Raw genomic sequence first — 15,704 nt, forward strand, 5'->3', positions numbered from 1 at the left:
CGTGGGTTGGGCTTTGGCGGATGTTTGGTGTTGGGCGACACCGCATCATCCGGCACTCGCAGGGAAGAGCTCCTAAAATGTTAGATCCTACAGTTATTCTACCGTGGTTGACGCCCATCATGTTGTGCGTTTTTTCGTGCGGCTTCGTGATGGTGTGGTGCAAAGAACGGCTGTTCACCAGTGCCTTGCTTTACGCAATCGCGTATCTTGGTCTGGCTGTCAGCTTTGCTTCCGGCGTTGCTTTTGGCATCGGTCGCGATGTCCTTGCGAGTATGGTGCTGGCGGAACAGTGCCTCATTTTTGGCACGGCCATTTTCGCACTCGCGCTTACCGAGAACCTGAATATTTCGAAACCCCGATTGTTCGTTGCGCTCGCTGCACTAGGCGTATCGGCCACCAATCTTACGCTTTGGGCGAGCTCTGCAGCCGATCCCCAACGCCTTGCGCTGTTGCTAATGGGAGCAGCGCTGATTTTACTTATTCCTATGACGTCAAAGCGCTGGCTTCGTGTACGCGCAGTCTATCGTCCTTTGGGGCTGATTGTCGTACTTATGGCCATCGCATTCATGGCCAACGGGGTTGGCGTTCTTGCTGGTCACCACGGTATTGGAGAAGGTGCGATCGTTTATGATGGCATCATGACCATCGTGCAGATGAGTGTGAATGTGCTGGCTGGTATCGCGGCGCTGTTGCTGTTTGCTGCCTACGCTACCGGTTTGATTGATCGTGCACGCATGGCCTCGTTCATTGACCCGCTGACCGGCCTCTATAACCGTCGCGGTTTCGAGGAATTATCCGCTAAAATCGAAGCTAAACCTGGCACTGTGTGGATTGCTATCGGCGATCTTGATCACTTCAAACGCCTGAACGACCGTCACGGCCACCCGGTGGGCGATGCGGTATTGAAGGGCGTTGCAGATATTTTGAGCGATGGTACGCGTTCCAATGACCTTGTTTGCCGATTTGGTGGCGAAGAATTCCTTGTGGCGCTCGTTGGTACCTCTGAAGCCGAAGCGGTAAACGCAATGAACCGTTTGCGCGAAGCTGTGAGTTTTCAAGGGCATGTGAATGATCTGTCGCCCGGCGAAGTGAGCATGACTTTCGGCTTGGCCTGCTGGATGCCGGGAGAACCCGTACTTGAGGTTTATCGTCGGGCCGACCGCGCGCTCTATAGCGGTAAGAACAATGGTCGTAACCGCGTACAGTTGGGTATGGTTGACGATGTTGCGTCTATGGAAACGCCAATGCCGCGTTTGGTGGAAAATGCAGCGTAAACGCTAGCGGTTGCGACCACGCATCTGCTCTTCCAACAGTGCCACCAGATCTTCAACGGCCTTAAGCACGTTGGTGCCGGGGCCGAAAATCTGTTTCACCCCAGCCTCTTTCAGCATGTCGTAATCCTGCGAGGGAATGACGCCGCCGCAGATGACGATTTTGTCTGCCGCGTCGCGCGATGCCAGTTCGGCCAGAACCATGGGTGACAGCGTTTTGTGGCCAGCGGCAAGGCTGGAAATTCCCACCACATCAACGTCCTCATCGACCGCTAATTGTGCGGCTTCCGCAGGTGTCTGAAACAACGGTCCCACCGTGACCTCGAAGCCTAGATCACCGAACGCTGTAGCGATGACTTTTGCCCCACGGTCGTGACCGTCCTGTCCCATCTTGGCGACGAGAACGCGGGGTTTACGGCCCAGCTTTTCGGCAAAATTTGTCAGCGTTGCCTTGGTTTTCTTGTAGGCTGGGTCGTCGCCCCAAGCATCTTCGTAAACGCCTTCGATGGTGGCAACGTCTGCGACGTGGCGGCCGAATGCGTTTTCCATGGCCCATGAAATTTCGCCCACCGAAGCGCGGGCGCGGGCAGCCGTAACGGCGGCTTCCAAAATGTTGCCTTCTCCGCTGCGGCACACCTCTTCCAGCGCGGCAAGCGAAGCTGCGTTAGCGTCGGCATCGCGGGTTTCGCGGATGCGTTTCAGACGGCGAATTTGCGCGTCGCGAACGGCGGCATTGTCGATGTCACGAACTTCGACAGGGTCCTGTGCGCCGGAGGTGTACTTGTTCACGCCGACGATGACCTCTTGCCCACTGTCGATACGTGCCTGTTTGGCCGCTGCTGCTGCCTCGATGCGGGCCTTGGGCATGCCGGTTTCGATAGCCTTCGTCATGCCGCCCAGCGCCTCCACCTCTTCGATCAGCGCCCATGCTTCTTCGATCAGATCGGCGGTGAGTTTTTCAACATAGTAAGAGCCGGCGAGTGGATCGACGACGTTGGTGACGCCGGTTTCGTGCTGCAGCATCAACTGCGTGTTGCGGGCAATGCGGGCTGCGAAATCCGAGGGTAGTGCGATGGCTTCATCGAAGGAATTCGTGTGCAGCGACTGCGTTCCGCCCAGTACCGCAGACATGGCTTCATAAGCGGTGCGGACGACATTGTTGTAAGGGTCTTGTTCTTGGAGTGAGACGCCGGATGTCTGGCAATGGGTACGCAACGTGCGTGACCGTTCGTTCGCGCCGAATTCGCTCATAATGCGGTCCCACAAAAAGCGGGCAGCCCGCAGCTTGGCGGACTCCATGAAGAAGTTCATGCCGATGCAGAAGAAGAAGGACAGACGCCCCGCAAACGCATCCACATCCATGCCCTTGTCCAAGGCGGCGCGCACGTAGTCCCGGCCATCGGCCAGCGTGAACGCCAGTTCCTGCACCAGCGTCGAACCGGCCTCTTGCATGTGGTAGCCGGAGATCGAGATCGAGTTGAATTTCGGCATCTCGTTTGCGGTATATTCGATGATGTCCGCCACGATCCGCATCGAAGGCTTCGGCGGATAGATATAGGTGTTGCGGACCATGAACTCCTTCAAAATGTCGTTCTGGATGGTGCCGGACAGTTTCGCGCGATCCACGCCCTGTTCTTCGCCAGCCACGATGAAGGAGGCGAGAACGGGAATCACAGCGCCGTTCATGGTCATGGAAACCGACATTTCATCGAGCGGAATGCCGTCGAATAGCAGTTTCATGTCCTCGACGGAATCGATGGCCACGCCTGCCTTACCCACATCGCCGACGACGCGGGGATGATCGCTGTCATAGCCGCGATGGGTCGCCAGATCGAAGGCGACGGACAGGCCTTTTTGTCCGGCTTTCAAATTGGCGTGGTAAAATTTGTTGGATTCCTCAGCCGTTGAAAAACCCGCATACTGCCGGATTGTCCACGGTCTGCCCGCATACATCGTGGCCTTTGGGCCGCGGGTATAGGGCGCTTGGCCGGGCGTTGAACCGAGATGCTCGAGGCCGTCCAAATCGGCTGCGGTATAGATCGGTTTGACGGCAATGCCCTCTGGCGTTTGCCACACGAGCGTTTTCGGGTCTGCGCCCTTCATCTCTTTGGTGGCGATATCCAGCCAGTCGCGGGGCAATTCGGTTTTGTTCGGCATGGTCTTGCTCCGCAAGGCAGTGGAAATGGCAATCTAGCGGAGGGAAAGGCACTCCGCCAAGGGAGCACTTGGTCGAGTCTGGTTGGTTTTGGACGCAAAACGCGTTGCAACGATACGTCACTCAACAGGGGAGTGGGTTTGGGAACTTCCCATTGACCGCAGCAATCGACTAATCTGTCACGAGATGAAAGTTTGTGTGGCCTGTATTGGGCCTGTCGTGCGAGGGCTGTGGCGGTGGTCGGTTTTTCAAGAATGAGTATTGCGAAAGCGTTTTTCGCTGCGCTGGGCTGTCTGTTGATGCTCTCGTCATCCTACGCGCAAGAGGCTCGCGTCTTTGGCGATGGCCCCATTACAGTTCGGCTATGCCCTGCGACCTGTCAGGCGGTGAATGGCCATGGCTATAAATCCGGTGCGCCCGCTCAGGTTCTTGAAACCAGAGATGGTTGGGCTCGCGTGTCCAGTTTTCTGCCCCGCCGTCAGCTGGTTTCTGCTTTCGGTTGGCGGGCCGTTCCACGCAAGCCTGCCCTTTGGGTTGCTCTATCGTCGTTAAAGACAGCTCCGGCTCCTACCGCTGCCGCCCCAACCGCAGCGCCGCGCGAGAAAAAGGCTGAAGCGAAGAAACCGCGGCGCGTGGATGTGGTCACGCGGCTTGCCCGTTTGCGTAATCCGTCCATACCCTCGTTCAGGCCGGACACCGAGGTTGCAGTTGTTGCTGTTGAACCGCCTGCAACTCCGGAAGCTGTCGCGGTTGAAACACCTTCGGAGCCTGAGAAACCCCAAGAGATTGCTGTTGCAGAACCTGTAGAACCAATCCCGCCCGCTGCTGTTGTTGAGCCGGCCCCGATTGTTGAAGAGGTGCCAGAGGCTCCACAGGTTGTGGAAACCCCCGCCATTGTTGAACCGGTTGCCCCTGCTGCGGTTTCGACTACCGGCGAGGCGCTGACATGGGAGCAGCTTCAAGAACGATTGGCGGCCCAGAAGAGCGAGGCTGCAAAATCTGCGAACGCTTCAGAGGCTGCAAACGCCCAAAAAGAATTGGAAGCCGCTAAAGCGGAAGCTGCCCGCGTAGCGCAAGAACAGGAAGCTCGACAGGCTGCGGAAGCTGCACGGCAGGCCGAGGCAGCTAAAGCTGCACGTGAAGCTGAAGCTCGCAAGATTGCAGAGGCGAAAGCCCGTTCCGATGAGCTTGCCGCAAAGCAGGCCCGTGAAAAGGCGGAGGCGGATGAACTGGCCCGTCAGAAAGCGGAAGCCGATGAAGTTGCCCGCGTTAAGGCTGAGGCAGATGAAGCTGCGCGCCAGAAGGCGGAGGCAGATGTATTAGCTAAAGCGGAACAGCAGAAGATAGCAGAACAGAAGCGCCGGGAAGCCGAGGCAGAAGCTGCCAAGATTGCTGCCAAACAAGCAGCGCCAAAAACGGCTGGTTCAGTAGGATATACGCCACCGCAGCCGGACGCTGCGCCAGCAGAATCCGAGGTTGCAGCTATTGCGGAGCCGGTGGTGACCCTGCCTGAAGCGAAAGTGGAATCGAAAGCTGAAACCACCCAAGTCGCTGCAGTCAAACTTCCTCCGGTTGCGCCAACCCCCGCACCTGCAGCTGCTCCAGAAGCACCGGTGTCAGTCGAGAAACCGCAGTTCTCCGGTCCGGAACCGACTTACGCAACGGCAGAACCTGATCCGATGGACTTTGGTTCGCGGCCAAAGAGCCTGACGAAAAAACTGTTGGATAAGCGCCTTAGCAAGCTGCCAGGAAGAAAGAGCAAAATGCCTAAAGAGGTAGTGATCGCGCTCCGCCACTACGCGCTTGGTTTGTTGAACAATGGCGAATGCACCGGTGTTGCGCGGGGCGGTCTTAGTGCTAGCCCGGGTATGATTTTCATCTCTTGTAGCGATGACCCTACTTATCTGCGGCAGTTCCCGTTGCAGGAGCAGAGCTGGTAGAAACATCGTGCTGTATGGGTTTCCACGCTGCTCCATCCATACATGCGTTCGTTGGTGATGCTGCGACGCTGGCCGCCAGACAAAATCTCTCCCCGCATCATTGCACCGCCTGCATACTGCCTGTTCTTTAGCGCATGAGCCGACGGTCCGGACCGTCCTGATCGTTGCGTGGAAGCGATCCTTCCGTCGCGCGCGCTTAACGGTCGCAAGCGGGCGGAGCTCTATGTTGCACCGGCAGAGCTGCCACAACAGCTTCGGGACCGGACGTCGAACGTCAGCAATGGCGGGCCGAGGGCAAGGCCGATGAACCGCAGATTATCGCGGCTCATGTTCGGGGAGGTGACGGGAATGGTGTTGAGACACATCTGCAGCAGGATCGAGCGGGGCGAAGGCGTCATGCCTTTTCGCCTGAGACTACAGGCTAACGGCAGACTTCTTCGTCCCGCTGGCTCATTTTTGCGCTCACGCTGTCGGCCATAAGTGGCCTTCGCTGCGCGGGCGCGGCGCAACTAGCGCCGGGCAGCTATTCGCGCTTGCCTATCGCTCGGACGTCGTGAGGCGGGTCGATATTTCTGCACGTCCTAACCCCATTCCCACCGTTGTCTTCCCCGCCTTCGCGGGGAAGACAACGGTGGATTAGGAAAAGCAAAACTAAACAGTCGTTGGCCTCACGCAGGAAGGTTCTACTCGAACGTCATGATGACGGCATCGACAGCAAGACTGTCACCGGCTTCAGCCTCAACTGTTGCAACCGTCGCTTTGCGTTCAGCGCGCAGGATGTTTTCCATCTTCATGGCTTCTACAGTGGCAAGTGCCTGACCTTCTTCTACGGTGTCCCCCGCAGCGACCGTGATGGACACGATAAGACCGGGCATGGGGCAAAGCAGCTGTTTGGATGTGTCGGCGGGCACTTTCTCTATCATGTGGCGGGAAAGCTCTGCCACGCGAGGGCGCAGAACCTGCACGTCGCACTCGATGCCGCGATAACGCATTGTGTAACCGCCCGCGCTGGCCTTCACTTTCACCGCGACAGGCTTGCCGTCGATAGTCGCTTCGATCAGCGCTTTGCCAGGGCGCCAGTCCGTTTCGACATCCATCTTGGTTCCGTCGGCGAATTTGATCTTCGCGCCTTCGTTGCGCGCCTTAAGTTTCAGGGCGAGGTCGTGGTCGCCGATCTTGACGACCCAGCGTTTGCCGACGCGGCGCTTGTGGTTGTTCATGGCCCCGGAAATACGCGTGCGGCGTAGCTGGGCGATCATGTTCATAACGGCGGCGAGCGCCGCCAATTTGCGGGACGTTTGCTCGTCAGCTTCGACGCCCACAAAACCCTCGGGATACTCTTCTTCGATAAATGCGGTGGTGATGTTGCCAGAGCGGAAACGGGGATGGTCCATCACGGCGGAAAGGAACGGCAGGTTGTGGCCGATGCCGTCGACCTCAAACGTGTCCAGTGCCTCCGCCATCGTGTCGATTGCGCTTTCGCGGTCCGGCCCCCATGTGCAAAGCTTGGCGATCATCGGGTCGTAGAACATGGAGATCTCCCCGCCATCGTAAACGCCGGTATCGTTGCGAATGATGGTGCCGTCATCGCGCACACCTTCAGCCGGCGGGGCATAGCGGGTTAGGCGACCGATGGAGGGCAGGAAGTTGCGATAGGGATCTTCGGCGTAGAGGCGGCTTTCCATCGCCCAGCCGTTCAACTTCACGTCGTCCTGTTTGATGGATAGTTTTTCGCCAGCAGCGACGCGGATCATCTGCTCCACCAGATCGATGCCGGTGATGAGTTCGGTCACCGGATGCTCCACCTGAAGGCGGGTGTTCATTTCGAGGAAGTAGAAATTACGGTCGCCATCGACGATGAACTCCACCGTGCCTGCGCTGGCATAATCGACGGCTTGGGAAAGTGCGACGGCCTGTTCGCCCATGGCCTTGCGGGTTTTTTCATCGAGGAAAGGCGAGGGCGCTTCTTCGATGACCTTCTGGTTGCGGCGCTGGATGGAGCATTCGCGTTCGCCCAGATAAATGCAGTTGCCATGGCTGTCTGCCAGCACCTGAATTTCGATATGGCGGGGTTGGGTGACGAATTTTTCGATGAAGATGCGGTCGTCGCCGAAGGAGTTGGCCGCTTCGTTTTTCGACGACTGAAAGCCTTCGCGGGCGTCGTCATCGTTCCAAGCGATCCGCATGCCTTTGCCGCCACCACCAGCGCTGGCCTTGATCATCACGGGGTAGCCGATCTGGCCGGAGATTTTCACAGCCTCTTCGGCGTCTGCAATCAAATCCATGTGGCCGGGAACGGTTGAAACACCTGCTTCAGAGGCGAGTTTCTTCGAGGTGATTTTGTCGCCCATGGCTTCGATTGCGCCGACGGGCGGGCCAATAAAGGCAATGCCAGCTTCATCGAGAGCTTTAGCGAATAGCGGATTTTCCGACAGGAAACCGTAACCGGGGTGAACGGCTTGCGCCCCGCTTTCGCGAATAGCGGCCATGATTTTGTCGATGACGATATAGGATTGGTTGGCGGCTGGCGGGCCGATATGGATGGCTTCATCAGCCATGCGCACGTGCAATGCGTTTGCGTCTGCATCCGAGTAGACCGCTACCGTTTTGATACCCATTCGCCTTGCGGTCTTGATGACACGGCAGGCAATTTCGCCACGGTTTGCGATCAGAATTTTATCGAACATGCTCAGCCTCGAAGAAATGGGCTGAAAATGTGCCCGGTCAACCATTTATCCGTATGGTTGGAGGCGCATATGCGCAAGAGCGTCTAACGTAGGATCAGCGTGCGGCGCGATAAGCATCCACAAGCTGGTCCATCAATTTGTGATGGTCAATTTCGAGTGCAACGCAAAACTGGATGACGTCGATCATCTCAGCGCGGGTCTGCCCATTTTCGAACTTTGAAACGTACCCTTGGGTACGACCGATTGCGCCTGCCAGTTCGCCCTGAGTCATGTCCGCTTTTCGACGAGCGGCCCTGACAACATTTCGCAGGATCTCTCTCGGCGAGTGGTCAACACTATGTGCCATCAGATGAAACCTTCGACTATCTTGTGACGTTACCCTAGTGCGTAAATGCGTCGCAACCTAATTCCCCCTGTAATATCAGTGTGTTTTCCACAATAGGACGTTGATATTACGAAGAGAATTTTTCTCAATTCATTCGCTCAAATTGTTTTGAGTTATTGCGAATTGGATTTCTTTACGCAGGGCTGCGGCGATTTTCGTAGGCTGCTAACTCGGCTGACAATTTGTCGAACGGCCAGTTTTCACGCAGCGCAGAGCGCATCAGGTCTCGTTGGGTGACAGGGGCCAAGCCGTCCACAGGCGGGTCGCGCTCCAGATCGGTAGGGAAGGGATAGCCTTCCGCAGTGCTTGCCAGAAGAGCTTCCTGCTCTATGTGTGGCAAGCCCGCCTCCACCGCTGCGCGATAGACACAAAGGCACAATTCCCGCCGGCGGATAGTCTCCATCGCGCGCCCAAGAGGGCTGGAAACCTGAAGCAGATTGGCCATGCGGTGGATATCGCTGGTGCTATTTTCGCCCGCTGCGTGCATCAGGCCCGGTGAGAAAAATAGTGCGTCACCTTTCTGTAGCGGCAGTTGGACATAGTTATCCTCAAAGACTTCCGAGACGTCATCATCGCGGAAACGAAGATAGTTCTGCGGCCACGTTTGCGAGAAGGGCAGCAGCTTCGTTGTTCCGCTTTCCACCGGCATATCGCAATGCGCCACGGCCCCTTGAAGTGTGAGTTGAGCGCCTACTGCGTGAACATGTGCGGGATATTGCGAGACCTGATTTTTGGTCATGAAGCCCAGATGATAGTCGCAGTGACCGGTCTGGGCCTTGCCGCCGGGGTGCACGAGATTGACCTGCGCTGTCATTTGAAATGCCGGTCCTAGCCATGCGCGGCTGGCAAGTTCCAGCCATGGATTGGAGTGGTATTGCACGAAGACGTCGGGTGCTTCGCGGCCCAGTTTTTCTAGGCTATTCCAGATGCGGTCATTGGCACCGGATGCTGCAAAGTGGTCGCCGCCGCCAGAACTTGCCGTCTTTTCACGCTCGATGATCGTGTTGAAAACGTCCGTTGCAGCATCGATTGGCGTTGTATCGGCGAATGCACTGCGAAGCACGAAAACGCCGGGACCATTGAGCAAAACGTCTGCAAGTTCCCTGCGCAGGGTATCAGCCTGACCTGCATCAGTTGGCCAGTCGGCAAGCTTGTTACAATCATAGATTGGCACGTTTGCCGTGATTTCGGATGCGTTGGGCGCATCTTCGTTCCGACAGTTTAGTGCGATAATTGTGCGAAGGTCTTCCATGACAGTCTCTGGCTTGACGTGTAGGTTGTGGAGGAGAGACTGATCGGAGATGTAGCGCAGTTCAAGCGCTGATGATGCTCCGAACCTAACACGAGGTGAGACCATGCTGACGAAAACCGATGGCGCTGAATTGCATCATGCCCATGCAAACACGCCGGAACAGGCGCGTGCGAAAGCTGCACCGCTGGACTGGGCAGACCCTTTCGGTCTCGACGCCCAATTGGATGAAGACGAAAGGCTGATCCGCGATACCGCTCACGGTTATGCACAAGACAAACTGGCTTCGCGCGTGTTGATGGCCAACCGCAACGAGACGTTTGATCGTGAGATTATGTCTGAAATGGGAGATCTCGGTCTGCTTGGCGCAACCCTTCCGGAAGAGTTCGGTGGGTCTGGTGCGAGCTATGTATCCTACGGTCTTGTGGCGCGTGAAGTGGAGCGCGTCGACAGTGGTTACCGCTCTGCGATGTCGGTACAATCTTCTCTCGTGATGCATCCGATCTTTGCTTACGGCACAGACGAACAGCGGTCGAAATTTCTACCTGAACTGGCTTCAGGTCGCATGGTTGGCTGCTTCGGCTTGACCGAACCAGACCACGGTTCCGACGCTGGCGGTATGTTGACCCGCGCGAAGCCTGTCGCAGGTGGTTACAGCCTGTCCGGCGCCAAAAACTGGATCACAAACTCGCCCATCGCCGATGTGATGGTGGTGTGGGCAAAACTCGATGATGGCAATGGCGACAAGATTCGCGGCTTCATTTTAGAGCGCGGTATGAAGGGGCTGGAGACGCCGAAGATCGAAGGCAAGTTTTCACTGCGCGCTTCCGTCACCGGTATGATCCAGATGGATGAGGTCTTCGTACCCGAAGCAAACCTGCTGCCACATGTGTCCGGTCTTGCCGGCCCGTTCGGTTGCCTGAATAAAGCGCGCTACGGCATTTCATGGGGTGCGATGGGCGCTGCTGAATTCTGCTGGCATGCCGCGCGCACCTACACGCTGGAGCGCAAGCAGTTCGGTCGTCCTCTGGCGCAGACCCAACTTATCCAGAAGAAGCTGGCAGATATGCAGACCGAGATTTCTCTCGGCCTTCAAGGTTCACTGCGTCTCGGACGTTTGATTGATGATCATGCGGCACCGGTGGAATTGATCTCGCTGATGAAGCGCAACAATTGCGGTAAGGCGCTCGATGTCGCCCGTAATGCCCGCGACATGCATGGCGGGAATGGTGTTTCTGACGAGTACGGCGTCATTCGCCACGTTATGAACCTTGAAGCTGTGAACACCTATGAAGGCACCCATGATGTGCATGCGCTGATTTTGGGTCGTGCGCAGACCGGCCTTCAGGCGTTCATGTAGCAGCTCAGCACTCCGGCGGCGTAGGAACGCGTTCCACCACGCTGCTGGAACCTGAATTTCCACTGACGACGGCAACGATCTGGCGGCCTTCGTTTGTCTCTTGGACCACCGGCGCGCCGGACATGCCAGGTTCCATTGGGCACAGAAAACGCGCTCGGGGGCTGCCAGCCTGCAAGTGGCACTGCTGCGGGTTCTGCAAATGCGCTGCCGAGCGGGGGTAGCCTGTTGCGGTAGCAATGGCCTTTTCACGGCTGTTCGACTGCACTCTTAGCGGTTTCAGACGCGAAGGTTTGGCAAGGCAAAGCCAAGCGACGTCTTGCTTTTCCACTCGAATAATTCTGCTTACCTCGTGCAATTCTTTCCAATTGCCGCGCTCGTAGCCGAGCACGATGCGCAGGCGGTCGCGCGGTAAGCCCTCTACGCAGTGCTTGGCGGTCAGCGCCATCTGTCGCCCGACCAGCGATACGGTACAGTGCCGTTTGGTGCGGAAGCCTGCGTAGTTGAGGCGTCCGATAGAGGGGACGGTGTCTGCCGCGAATGAAGGCGTGACGGGGAGTGCCAACGTTACTGCTAGCATGAGTATAGCGACCTTCATGCGATCCAAATCGCCCTAAAGTCGTTGATGTTGGTTCTCGTAGGGCCGGTCATCACCAGATCGCCCAATCGCTGGAAGAACGTGTAGGCATCGTGACCGTCAAGCATGGCTTGGGCGTCCATTCCCAGCGCCTTGGCGCGGGCGAGCGTGTCCGGTGTAACCACTGCTCCGGCATTGTCTTCGCTGCCGTCGATCCCGTCTGTATCAGCCGCGATGGCCCATATATCCTCTGCGCCATCAAGTGCGATGGCGAGTGCCAGAAGATATTCGCAGTTGCGCCCGCCGCGCCCGCAGGGTGTACCTGCTTCTACGGTGACAGTGCTTTCACCACCTGAAACGATGGTTGTTGGGCCATTCGCGGTCACGGCCATCATCGCGTGGGCGCGGCCCATGTCGCGGGCTTCTCCTTCAAGATCAGCGCCCAATGAGGCGACGCTGCCCCAAGCTTTGCCCATGCCATCGACGGTCTTGCGTAAGACGGAACCGGGCGTTGCGATCATCTGCAGCGTGGTGTTCTGGAAAATTGGATTTTCCTGCTTCGGCGTTTCTGCGGAATGGTCTTCCAGCCGTGCTGTAATCGATGCTGGGAGTTTCATTCCGTAGCGGGTCACGATCCCACGAGCGTCGGCCAAAGTTGTTGGGTCCGGTACTGTTGGGCCGGACGCGATGGTGCTGGGGTCATCGTGGGGTACATCGGAAATTGCCAGCGTCACGACGCGGGCGGGTGCTGCGAGTTGCGCGAGACGACCGCCTTTGATGGCGGAGATATGTTTGCGCACTGCATTCATTTCACCAATCGGTGCGCCACTCATGAGCAGCGCTTTGTTGAGCGTCTTTTTCTCTTCCAGTGTGATGCCTTCAGACGGAGCGACCAGCAGTGATGATCCGCCGCCAGAGATAAGGCAGAGCAAAAGGTCATCCTCACCAAGTTCTGCCACATCAGCGAGGATGCGTTGGGCGGCGTGAAAACCGCTATCATCAGGCACCGGATGAGCGGCTTCTAACACTTCGATGTGGTCGCAGATTTGCCCATGGCCGTAGCGGGTAAGGGCAATGCCGGAGAGGTTCGAATCTTTCGGCCAAGCAGCCTCCGTTGCTGCCGCCATGCTGGCCGCTGCCTTGCCCGCAGCTACCACGAGAGTTCTGCCTTTGGGAGGCTCTGGCAGATATTGCGTGAGCGTTTCAGCAGGTGCTGCGTGTCGAACGGCGGTATCGAATAATTCGCGCAGAGCGCCGATTGGATCGGAAGAAGGCTGGGTCATGGGTGATTGATACGTTGACAGTTCCCCATTGGGCAATCGACATGGGCATATCTTCTGCCACCTTCGGGCATTCATTTTCGGGCATTCATTTATGACAACCAGCAATCCGACAGTGACCGAGATACGGCTGTCTCCTGATAAGCGTATTCTCACCATAGCTTTCGACAATGGCGATAAATTTGCGCCAACCGCGCGTTTGCTGCGGGTCGAGTCGCCCTCGGCAGAAGTGCAGGGGCACGACCCCAGCCAGAAAACCATCGTGCCGGGCAAACGTGATGTGACGATCTCAGGCATTGAACCAGTGGGCAATTACGCTGTGCGGCTGATTTTTGATGACGGACACAACACCGGCATTTTCTCTTGGGAGGTGTTGCACCGCCTTGGCGCTGGCCACGATGTTCTGCTGGCGGCCTATCTTGCCAAGCTGGAAGAGGGTGGCTTGCCAGAGTGAGTGGGCGCGAGCGCCTGTGTCCATCGGGGATAGTGACATGTTGGTGGTTGGCGTAGCGACGCCTGCCCGCTAGCAAAGCAAACAAACCGACTTCCGGATCAAAATTTGTAACGGCTGATGGCCAAGCTCTATTTCAACTACTCGACCATGAACGCGGGCAAATCCACCGCGCTGCTGCAGGCGTCGCACAACTACCGCGAGCGCGGGATGCGCACGCTTTTGCTGACTGCTGCTGTTGACGACCGGCGGGGTGTCGGCGTTATCGGTTCACGTATTGGCCTTGAAGCACGGGCGGAAATTTTCCGCGCCGACGATGATCTGTTGGCGTTGGTTCGCGATTTGCCGGAGGACAAGAAGCCGGATTGCATTCTGGTGGATGAAGCGCAGTTCATGACCGAGAAACAGGCTTGGCAATTGGCAACCTTGGCGGACCGGGATCGCATTCCGGTCATGTGCTACGGCCTACGGACCGATTTTCAGGGCAAGCTCTTTCCCGGCAGCGAAGCGCTGCTGGCGATTGCTGATTCCATGCGGGAAATCCGAACCATCTGCTGGTGCGGGCGCAAGGCGACCATGGTTCGGCGGATGGACAGTGAGGGCGCTGTGCTGGAGGAGGGCGATCAGGTCTCCATCGGTGGCGAAGAGAGCTACGTTTCGCTGTGCCGCACCCACTGGGCCGACAAGGACATCGGCCCCCACCATCAATTGCAGCTGAAAATCTGAGCCGCCGAAGCGCTACTGGCGCAAACGGAACACTAGCTGCACGACCTTGCCGCATTCCGTCGCTGTCTCACTCGTTTCGTTGAGCCTACTCTGAAAATTCAGATTGGCAGCGCAGGAGTGTTCCATGGGTTACGATATCGAAGCATTGAACGACGTGTTGCAGCCTGTCGGTTCTGCACGCGGCCTGCCCAACGACTTCTACACCGAGCAATCGACATATGATGCCGAGCGCGAAGCTGTCTTCTTCGCTAATTGGGCAGCGATTGGTTTTGGCATGGACGTGCCCGAAGAGGCGGATGCGAAGCCTGTCGAATTTCTCGGATTACCACTGCTGCTGGTGCGCGGACGCGACGGGCAGGTTCGGGTTTTCCAGAATACCTGTCGCCATCGTGGGATGATTTTGATCGACGAGCCGAAGAAGGTGAGGGGCGTAATACGCTGCCCCTACCATTCATGGTGTTACGATCTTACGGGTAAGTTGAAGACGACGCCCCATGTCGGTGGGCCGGGGCAGAACACTCACGACGACATTGATCGTGATGATCTGGGCCTAATCGAGATCCGCAGCCACGTCTGGCAGGATATTATCTTCATCAATGTTTCAGGTCAGGCACCGCCATTCGAAGAAGCTGCGTCGGGCGTGTTGGAGCGGTGGAAGGAATTCGAACGTCCAGCGCATTTCGGTGGTGCTGAATCTGCCTTTGAGTTGGAAGTGAACTCCAACTGGAAACTCGCGGTGGAGAACTATTGCGAGAGCTATCATCTGCCTTGGATACACCCCGGTCTGAACGCCTATTCCAAGCTGGAAGACCACTACCACATCATGAAAGCTGGTGAATTCTCCGGGCAGGGTACTCGGGTCTACAATCCCGATTTGTCGAAGGATCAGGCTTTTACAAATTATCCCGATCTTTCCAAAAAATGGGCAAAACAAGCGGAATATATCTCGCTTTTCCCAAATGTTCTGTTGGGCGTTCATCGCGATCATCGTTTTGCAATCGTGCTCGTGCCGCAGGGGATGGATCGCACGGTGGAACGCATTTCGCTGTATTATGCCGATGAAAAAATGACCGGTCCGGACTTTGCTGACCTGCGTGCGAAGCACGCGGCGCAATGGAAGGAGGTTTTTGAGGAGGACATTTTCGTTGTCGAAGGCATGCAGGCCGGACGGCATGGACGATTCTTTGATGGCGGCAAGTTCTCACCTGCCATGGATGAACCCACATGGATGTTCCACCACTGGATTGCTTCGCAGATGGTGGCGGCTGCGACCTGAAAGGCGAGCGGGTGACCGATACTGAACTGGATGCCGCTATCCTGCAGGCCCATGCTGCAAGTGACGCGGAGCAGTTGGCACGGCTGTATCTTGATGCATCCAAACGCAAGCAGGCGCAGGGCGATGAGGAAGCGCAGGTATTTCTCATGGTTCAAGCCTACGTTTTCGCCTTGGAATGCGGTTCACCAATTGCCGAACAATTGTATTCATCGCTGAAAGCGTATGGCCGGGAGGCGTGAAGTACGCTTCGCCTTTGCCTCAAAATGTCTGAAATTGTGGCACGATTGGCCAAGCACACGGCCAGTCTATGGCATCGAATTAACATCATGCTAACCATAACCACCCAAAGC

The 15,704-nt window shown here is 57.0% G+C and carries 14 protein-coding genes; 7 read left to right on the forward strand and 7 right to left on the reverse strand.

Annotated elements, in window-relative coordinates:
* Window positions 1-77 precede the first annotated feature (77 nt).
* Complete coding sequence (locus tag R2A130_RS00380) at window positions 78-1,274, forward strand: diguanylate cyclase (RefSeq protein WP_009462780.1); 1,197 nt, start codon at window positions 78-80, stop codon at window positions 1,272-1,274.
* Window positions 1,275-1,277: 3 nt separating this feature from the next.
* On the opposite strand, the gene scpA is transcribed toward R2A130_RS00380, so the two are convergent.
* Window positions 1,278-3,428 (reverse strand): methylmalonyl-CoA mutase, encoded by a 2,151-nt coding sequence (gene scpA, locus R2A130_RS00385; RefSeq protein ID WP_009462782.1) that lies wholly within the window; start codon window positions 3,426-3,428, stop codon window positions 1,278-1,280.
* A gap of 252 nt (window positions 3,429-3,680) precedes the next feature.
* Here scpA and R2A130_RS17300 point away from each other — a divergent pair, with 252 nt between their 5' ends.
* A complete protein-coding gene (locus tag R2A130_RS17300) occupies window positions 3,681-5,366 on the forward strand; it encodes a hypothetical protein (RefSeq protein WP_050786018.1) in 1,686 nt (561 codons plus the stop codon).
* A gap of 221 nt (window positions 5,367-5,587) precedes the next feature.
* Here the strand turns inward: R2A130_RS17300 and R2A130_RS18320 are convergent, their stop codons facing one another.
* The 4 genes from R2A130_RS18320 to R2A130_RS00405 form a co-directional block, all read right to left on the reverse strand.
* Window positions 5,588-5,764: a hypothetical protein gene (locus R2A130_RS18320; RefSeq protein WP_009462786.1), complete on the reverse strand. Its 177-nt coding sequence runs from the start codon at window positions 5,762-5,764 to the stop codon at window positions 5,588-5,590.
* 285 nt (window positions 5,765-6,049) lie between these two features.
* Window positions 6,050-8,053, reverse strand: a complete 2,004-nt coding sequence (locus R2A130_RS00395) for an acetyl/propionyl/methylcrotonyl-CoA carboxylase subunit alpha (protein ID WP_009462788.1) — start codon at window positions 8,051-8,053, stop codon at window positions 6,050-6,052.
* Between the two features lie 94 nt (window positions 8,054-8,147).
* A complete protein-coding gene (locus R2A130_RS17935) occupies window positions 8,148-8,399 on the reverse strand; it encodes a helix-turn-helix transcriptional regulator (RefSeq protein WP_083804151.1) in 252 nt (83 codons plus the stop codon).
* A 172-nt stretch (window positions 8,400-8,571) separates the two neighbouring features.
* Entirely contained in the window at window positions 8,572-9,690 is a 1,119-nt protein-coding gene (locus R2A130_RS00405; protein ID WP_009462792.1) for a phytanoyl-CoA dioxygenase family protein, read from the reverse strand.
* 103 nt (window positions 9,691-9,793) lie between these two features.
* On the opposite strand from R2A130_RS00405, the gene R2A130_RS00410 reads away from it, so the two are divergent.
* Window positions 9,794-11,047 carry an acyl-CoA dehydrogenase gene (locus R2A130_RS00410; RefSeq protein WP_009462794.1) on the forward strand — a complete coding sequence of 418 codons (1,254 nt, stop codon included), beginning with the start codon at window positions 9,794-9,796 and terminating at the stop codon, window positions 11,045-11,047.
* 4 nt (window positions 11,048-11,051) lie between these two features.
* Here R2A130_RS00410 and R2A130_RS00415 read toward each other — a convergent pair whose 3' ends face one another.
* Window positions 11,052-11,624: a serine protease gene (locus tag R2A130_RS00415; protein ID WP_009462796.1), complete on the reverse strand. Its 573-nt coding sequence runs from the start codon at window positions 11,622-11,624 to the stop codon at window positions 11,052-11,054.
* Between the two features lie 14 nt (window positions 11,625-11,638).
* On the reverse strand, window positions 11,639-12,904 hold the full coding sequence (locus R2A130_RS00420; RefSeq protein WP_009462797.1) for a glycerate kinase: 1,266 nt from the start codon (window positions 12,902-12,904) through the stop codon (window positions 11,639-11,641).
* Window positions 12,905-12,995: 91 nt separating this feature from the next.
* Between R2A130_RS00420 and R2A130_RS00425 the strand changes: the two genes are divergently transcribed.
* From R2A130_RS00425 to R2A130_RS00440, 4 genes are all read left to right on the forward strand, one after another.
* Entirely contained in the window at window positions 12,996-13,355 is a 360-nt protein-coding gene (locus R2A130_RS00425; protein ID WP_009462798.1) for a gamma-butyrobetaine hydroxylase-like domain-containing protein, read from the forward strand.
* Between the two features lie 117 nt (window positions 13,356-13,472).
* Entirely contained in the window at window positions 13,473-14,078 is a 606-nt protein-coding gene (locus tag R2A130_RS00430; protein WP_009462799.1) for a thymidine kinase, read from the forward strand.
* Window positions 14,079-14,202: 124 nt separating this feature from the next.
* Window positions 14,203-15,354, forward strand: coding sequence for an aromatic ring-hydroxylating dioxygenase subunit alpha (locus R2A130_RS00435; RefSeq protein WP_009462801.1), 1,152 nt, complete (start codon window positions 14,203-14,205; stop codon window positions 15,352-15,354).
* Window positions 15,303-15,593, forward strand: coding sequence for a hypothetical protein (locus R2A130_RS00440; protein WP_211098019.1), 291 nt, complete (start codon window positions 15,303-15,305; stop codon window positions 15,591-15,593). The genes R2A130_RS00435 and R2A130_RS00440 overlap by 52 nt, the downstream gene beginning before the upstream one ends.
* Window positions 15,594-15,704: the final 111 nt, after the last annotated feature.

Source organism: Ahrensia sp. R2A130 (assembly GCF_000179775.1).
In the GTDB taxonomy this organism is placed as follows: domain Bacteria; phylum Pseudomonadota; class Alphaproteobacteria; order Rhizobiales; family Rhizobiaceae; genus Pseudahrensia.

Coding starts and splice junctions, on each gene's coding strand:
- R2A130_RS00380 (WP_009462780.1), top strand. CDS start 78: ATGTTAGATCCTACAGTTATTCTACCGTGGTTGACGCCCATCATGTTG.
- scpA (WP_009462782.1), bottom strand. CDS start 3,428: ATGCCGAACAAAACCGAATTGCCCCGCGACTGGCTGGATATCGCCACC.
- R2A130_RS17300 (WP_050786018.1), top strand. CDS start 3,681: ATGAGTATTGCGAAAGCGTTTTTCGCTGCGCTGGGCTGTCTGTTGATG.
- R2A130_RS18320 (WP_009462786.1), bottom strand. CDS start 5,764: ATGACGCCTTCGCCCCGCTCGATCCTGCTGCAGATGTGTCTCAACACC.
- R2A130_RS00395 (WP_009462788.1), bottom strand. CDS start 8,053: ATGTTCGATAAAATTCTGATCGCAAACCGTGGCGAAATTGCCTGCCGT.
- R2A130_RS17935 (WP_083804151.1), bottom strand. CDS start 8,399: ATGGCACATAGTGTTGACCACTCGCCGAGAGAGATCCTGCGAAATGTT.
- R2A130_RS00405 (WP_009462792.1), bottom strand. CDS start 9,690: ATGGAAGACCTTCGCACAATTATCGCACTAAACTGTCGGAACGAAGAT.
- R2A130_RS00410 (WP_009462794.1), top strand. CDS start 9,794: ATGCTGACGAAAACCGATGGCGCTGAATTGCATCATGCCCATGCAAAC.
- R2A130_RS00415 (WP_009462796.1), bottom strand. CDS start 11,624: ATGCTAGCAGTAACGTTGGCACTCCCCGTCACGCCTTCATTCGCGGCA.
- R2A130_RS00420 (WP_009462797.1), bottom strand. CDS start 12,904: ATGACCCAGCCTTCTTCCGATCCAATCGGCGCTCTGCGCGAATTATTC.
- R2A130_RS00425 (WP_009462798.1), top strand. CDS start 12,996: ATGACAACCAGCAATCCGACAGTGACCGAGATACGGCTGTCTCCTGAT.
- R2A130_RS00430 (WP_009462799.1), top strand. CDS start 13,473: ATGGCCAAGCTCTATTTCAACTACTCGACCATGAACGCGGGCAAATCC.
- R2A130_RS00435 (WP_009462801.1), top strand. CDS start 14,203: ATGGGTTACGATATCGAAGCATTGAACGACGTGTTGCAGCCTGTCGGT.
- R2A130_RS00440 (WP_211098019.1), top strand. CDS start 15,303: ATGGATGTTCCACCACTGGATTGCTTCGCAGATGGTGGCGGCTGCGAC.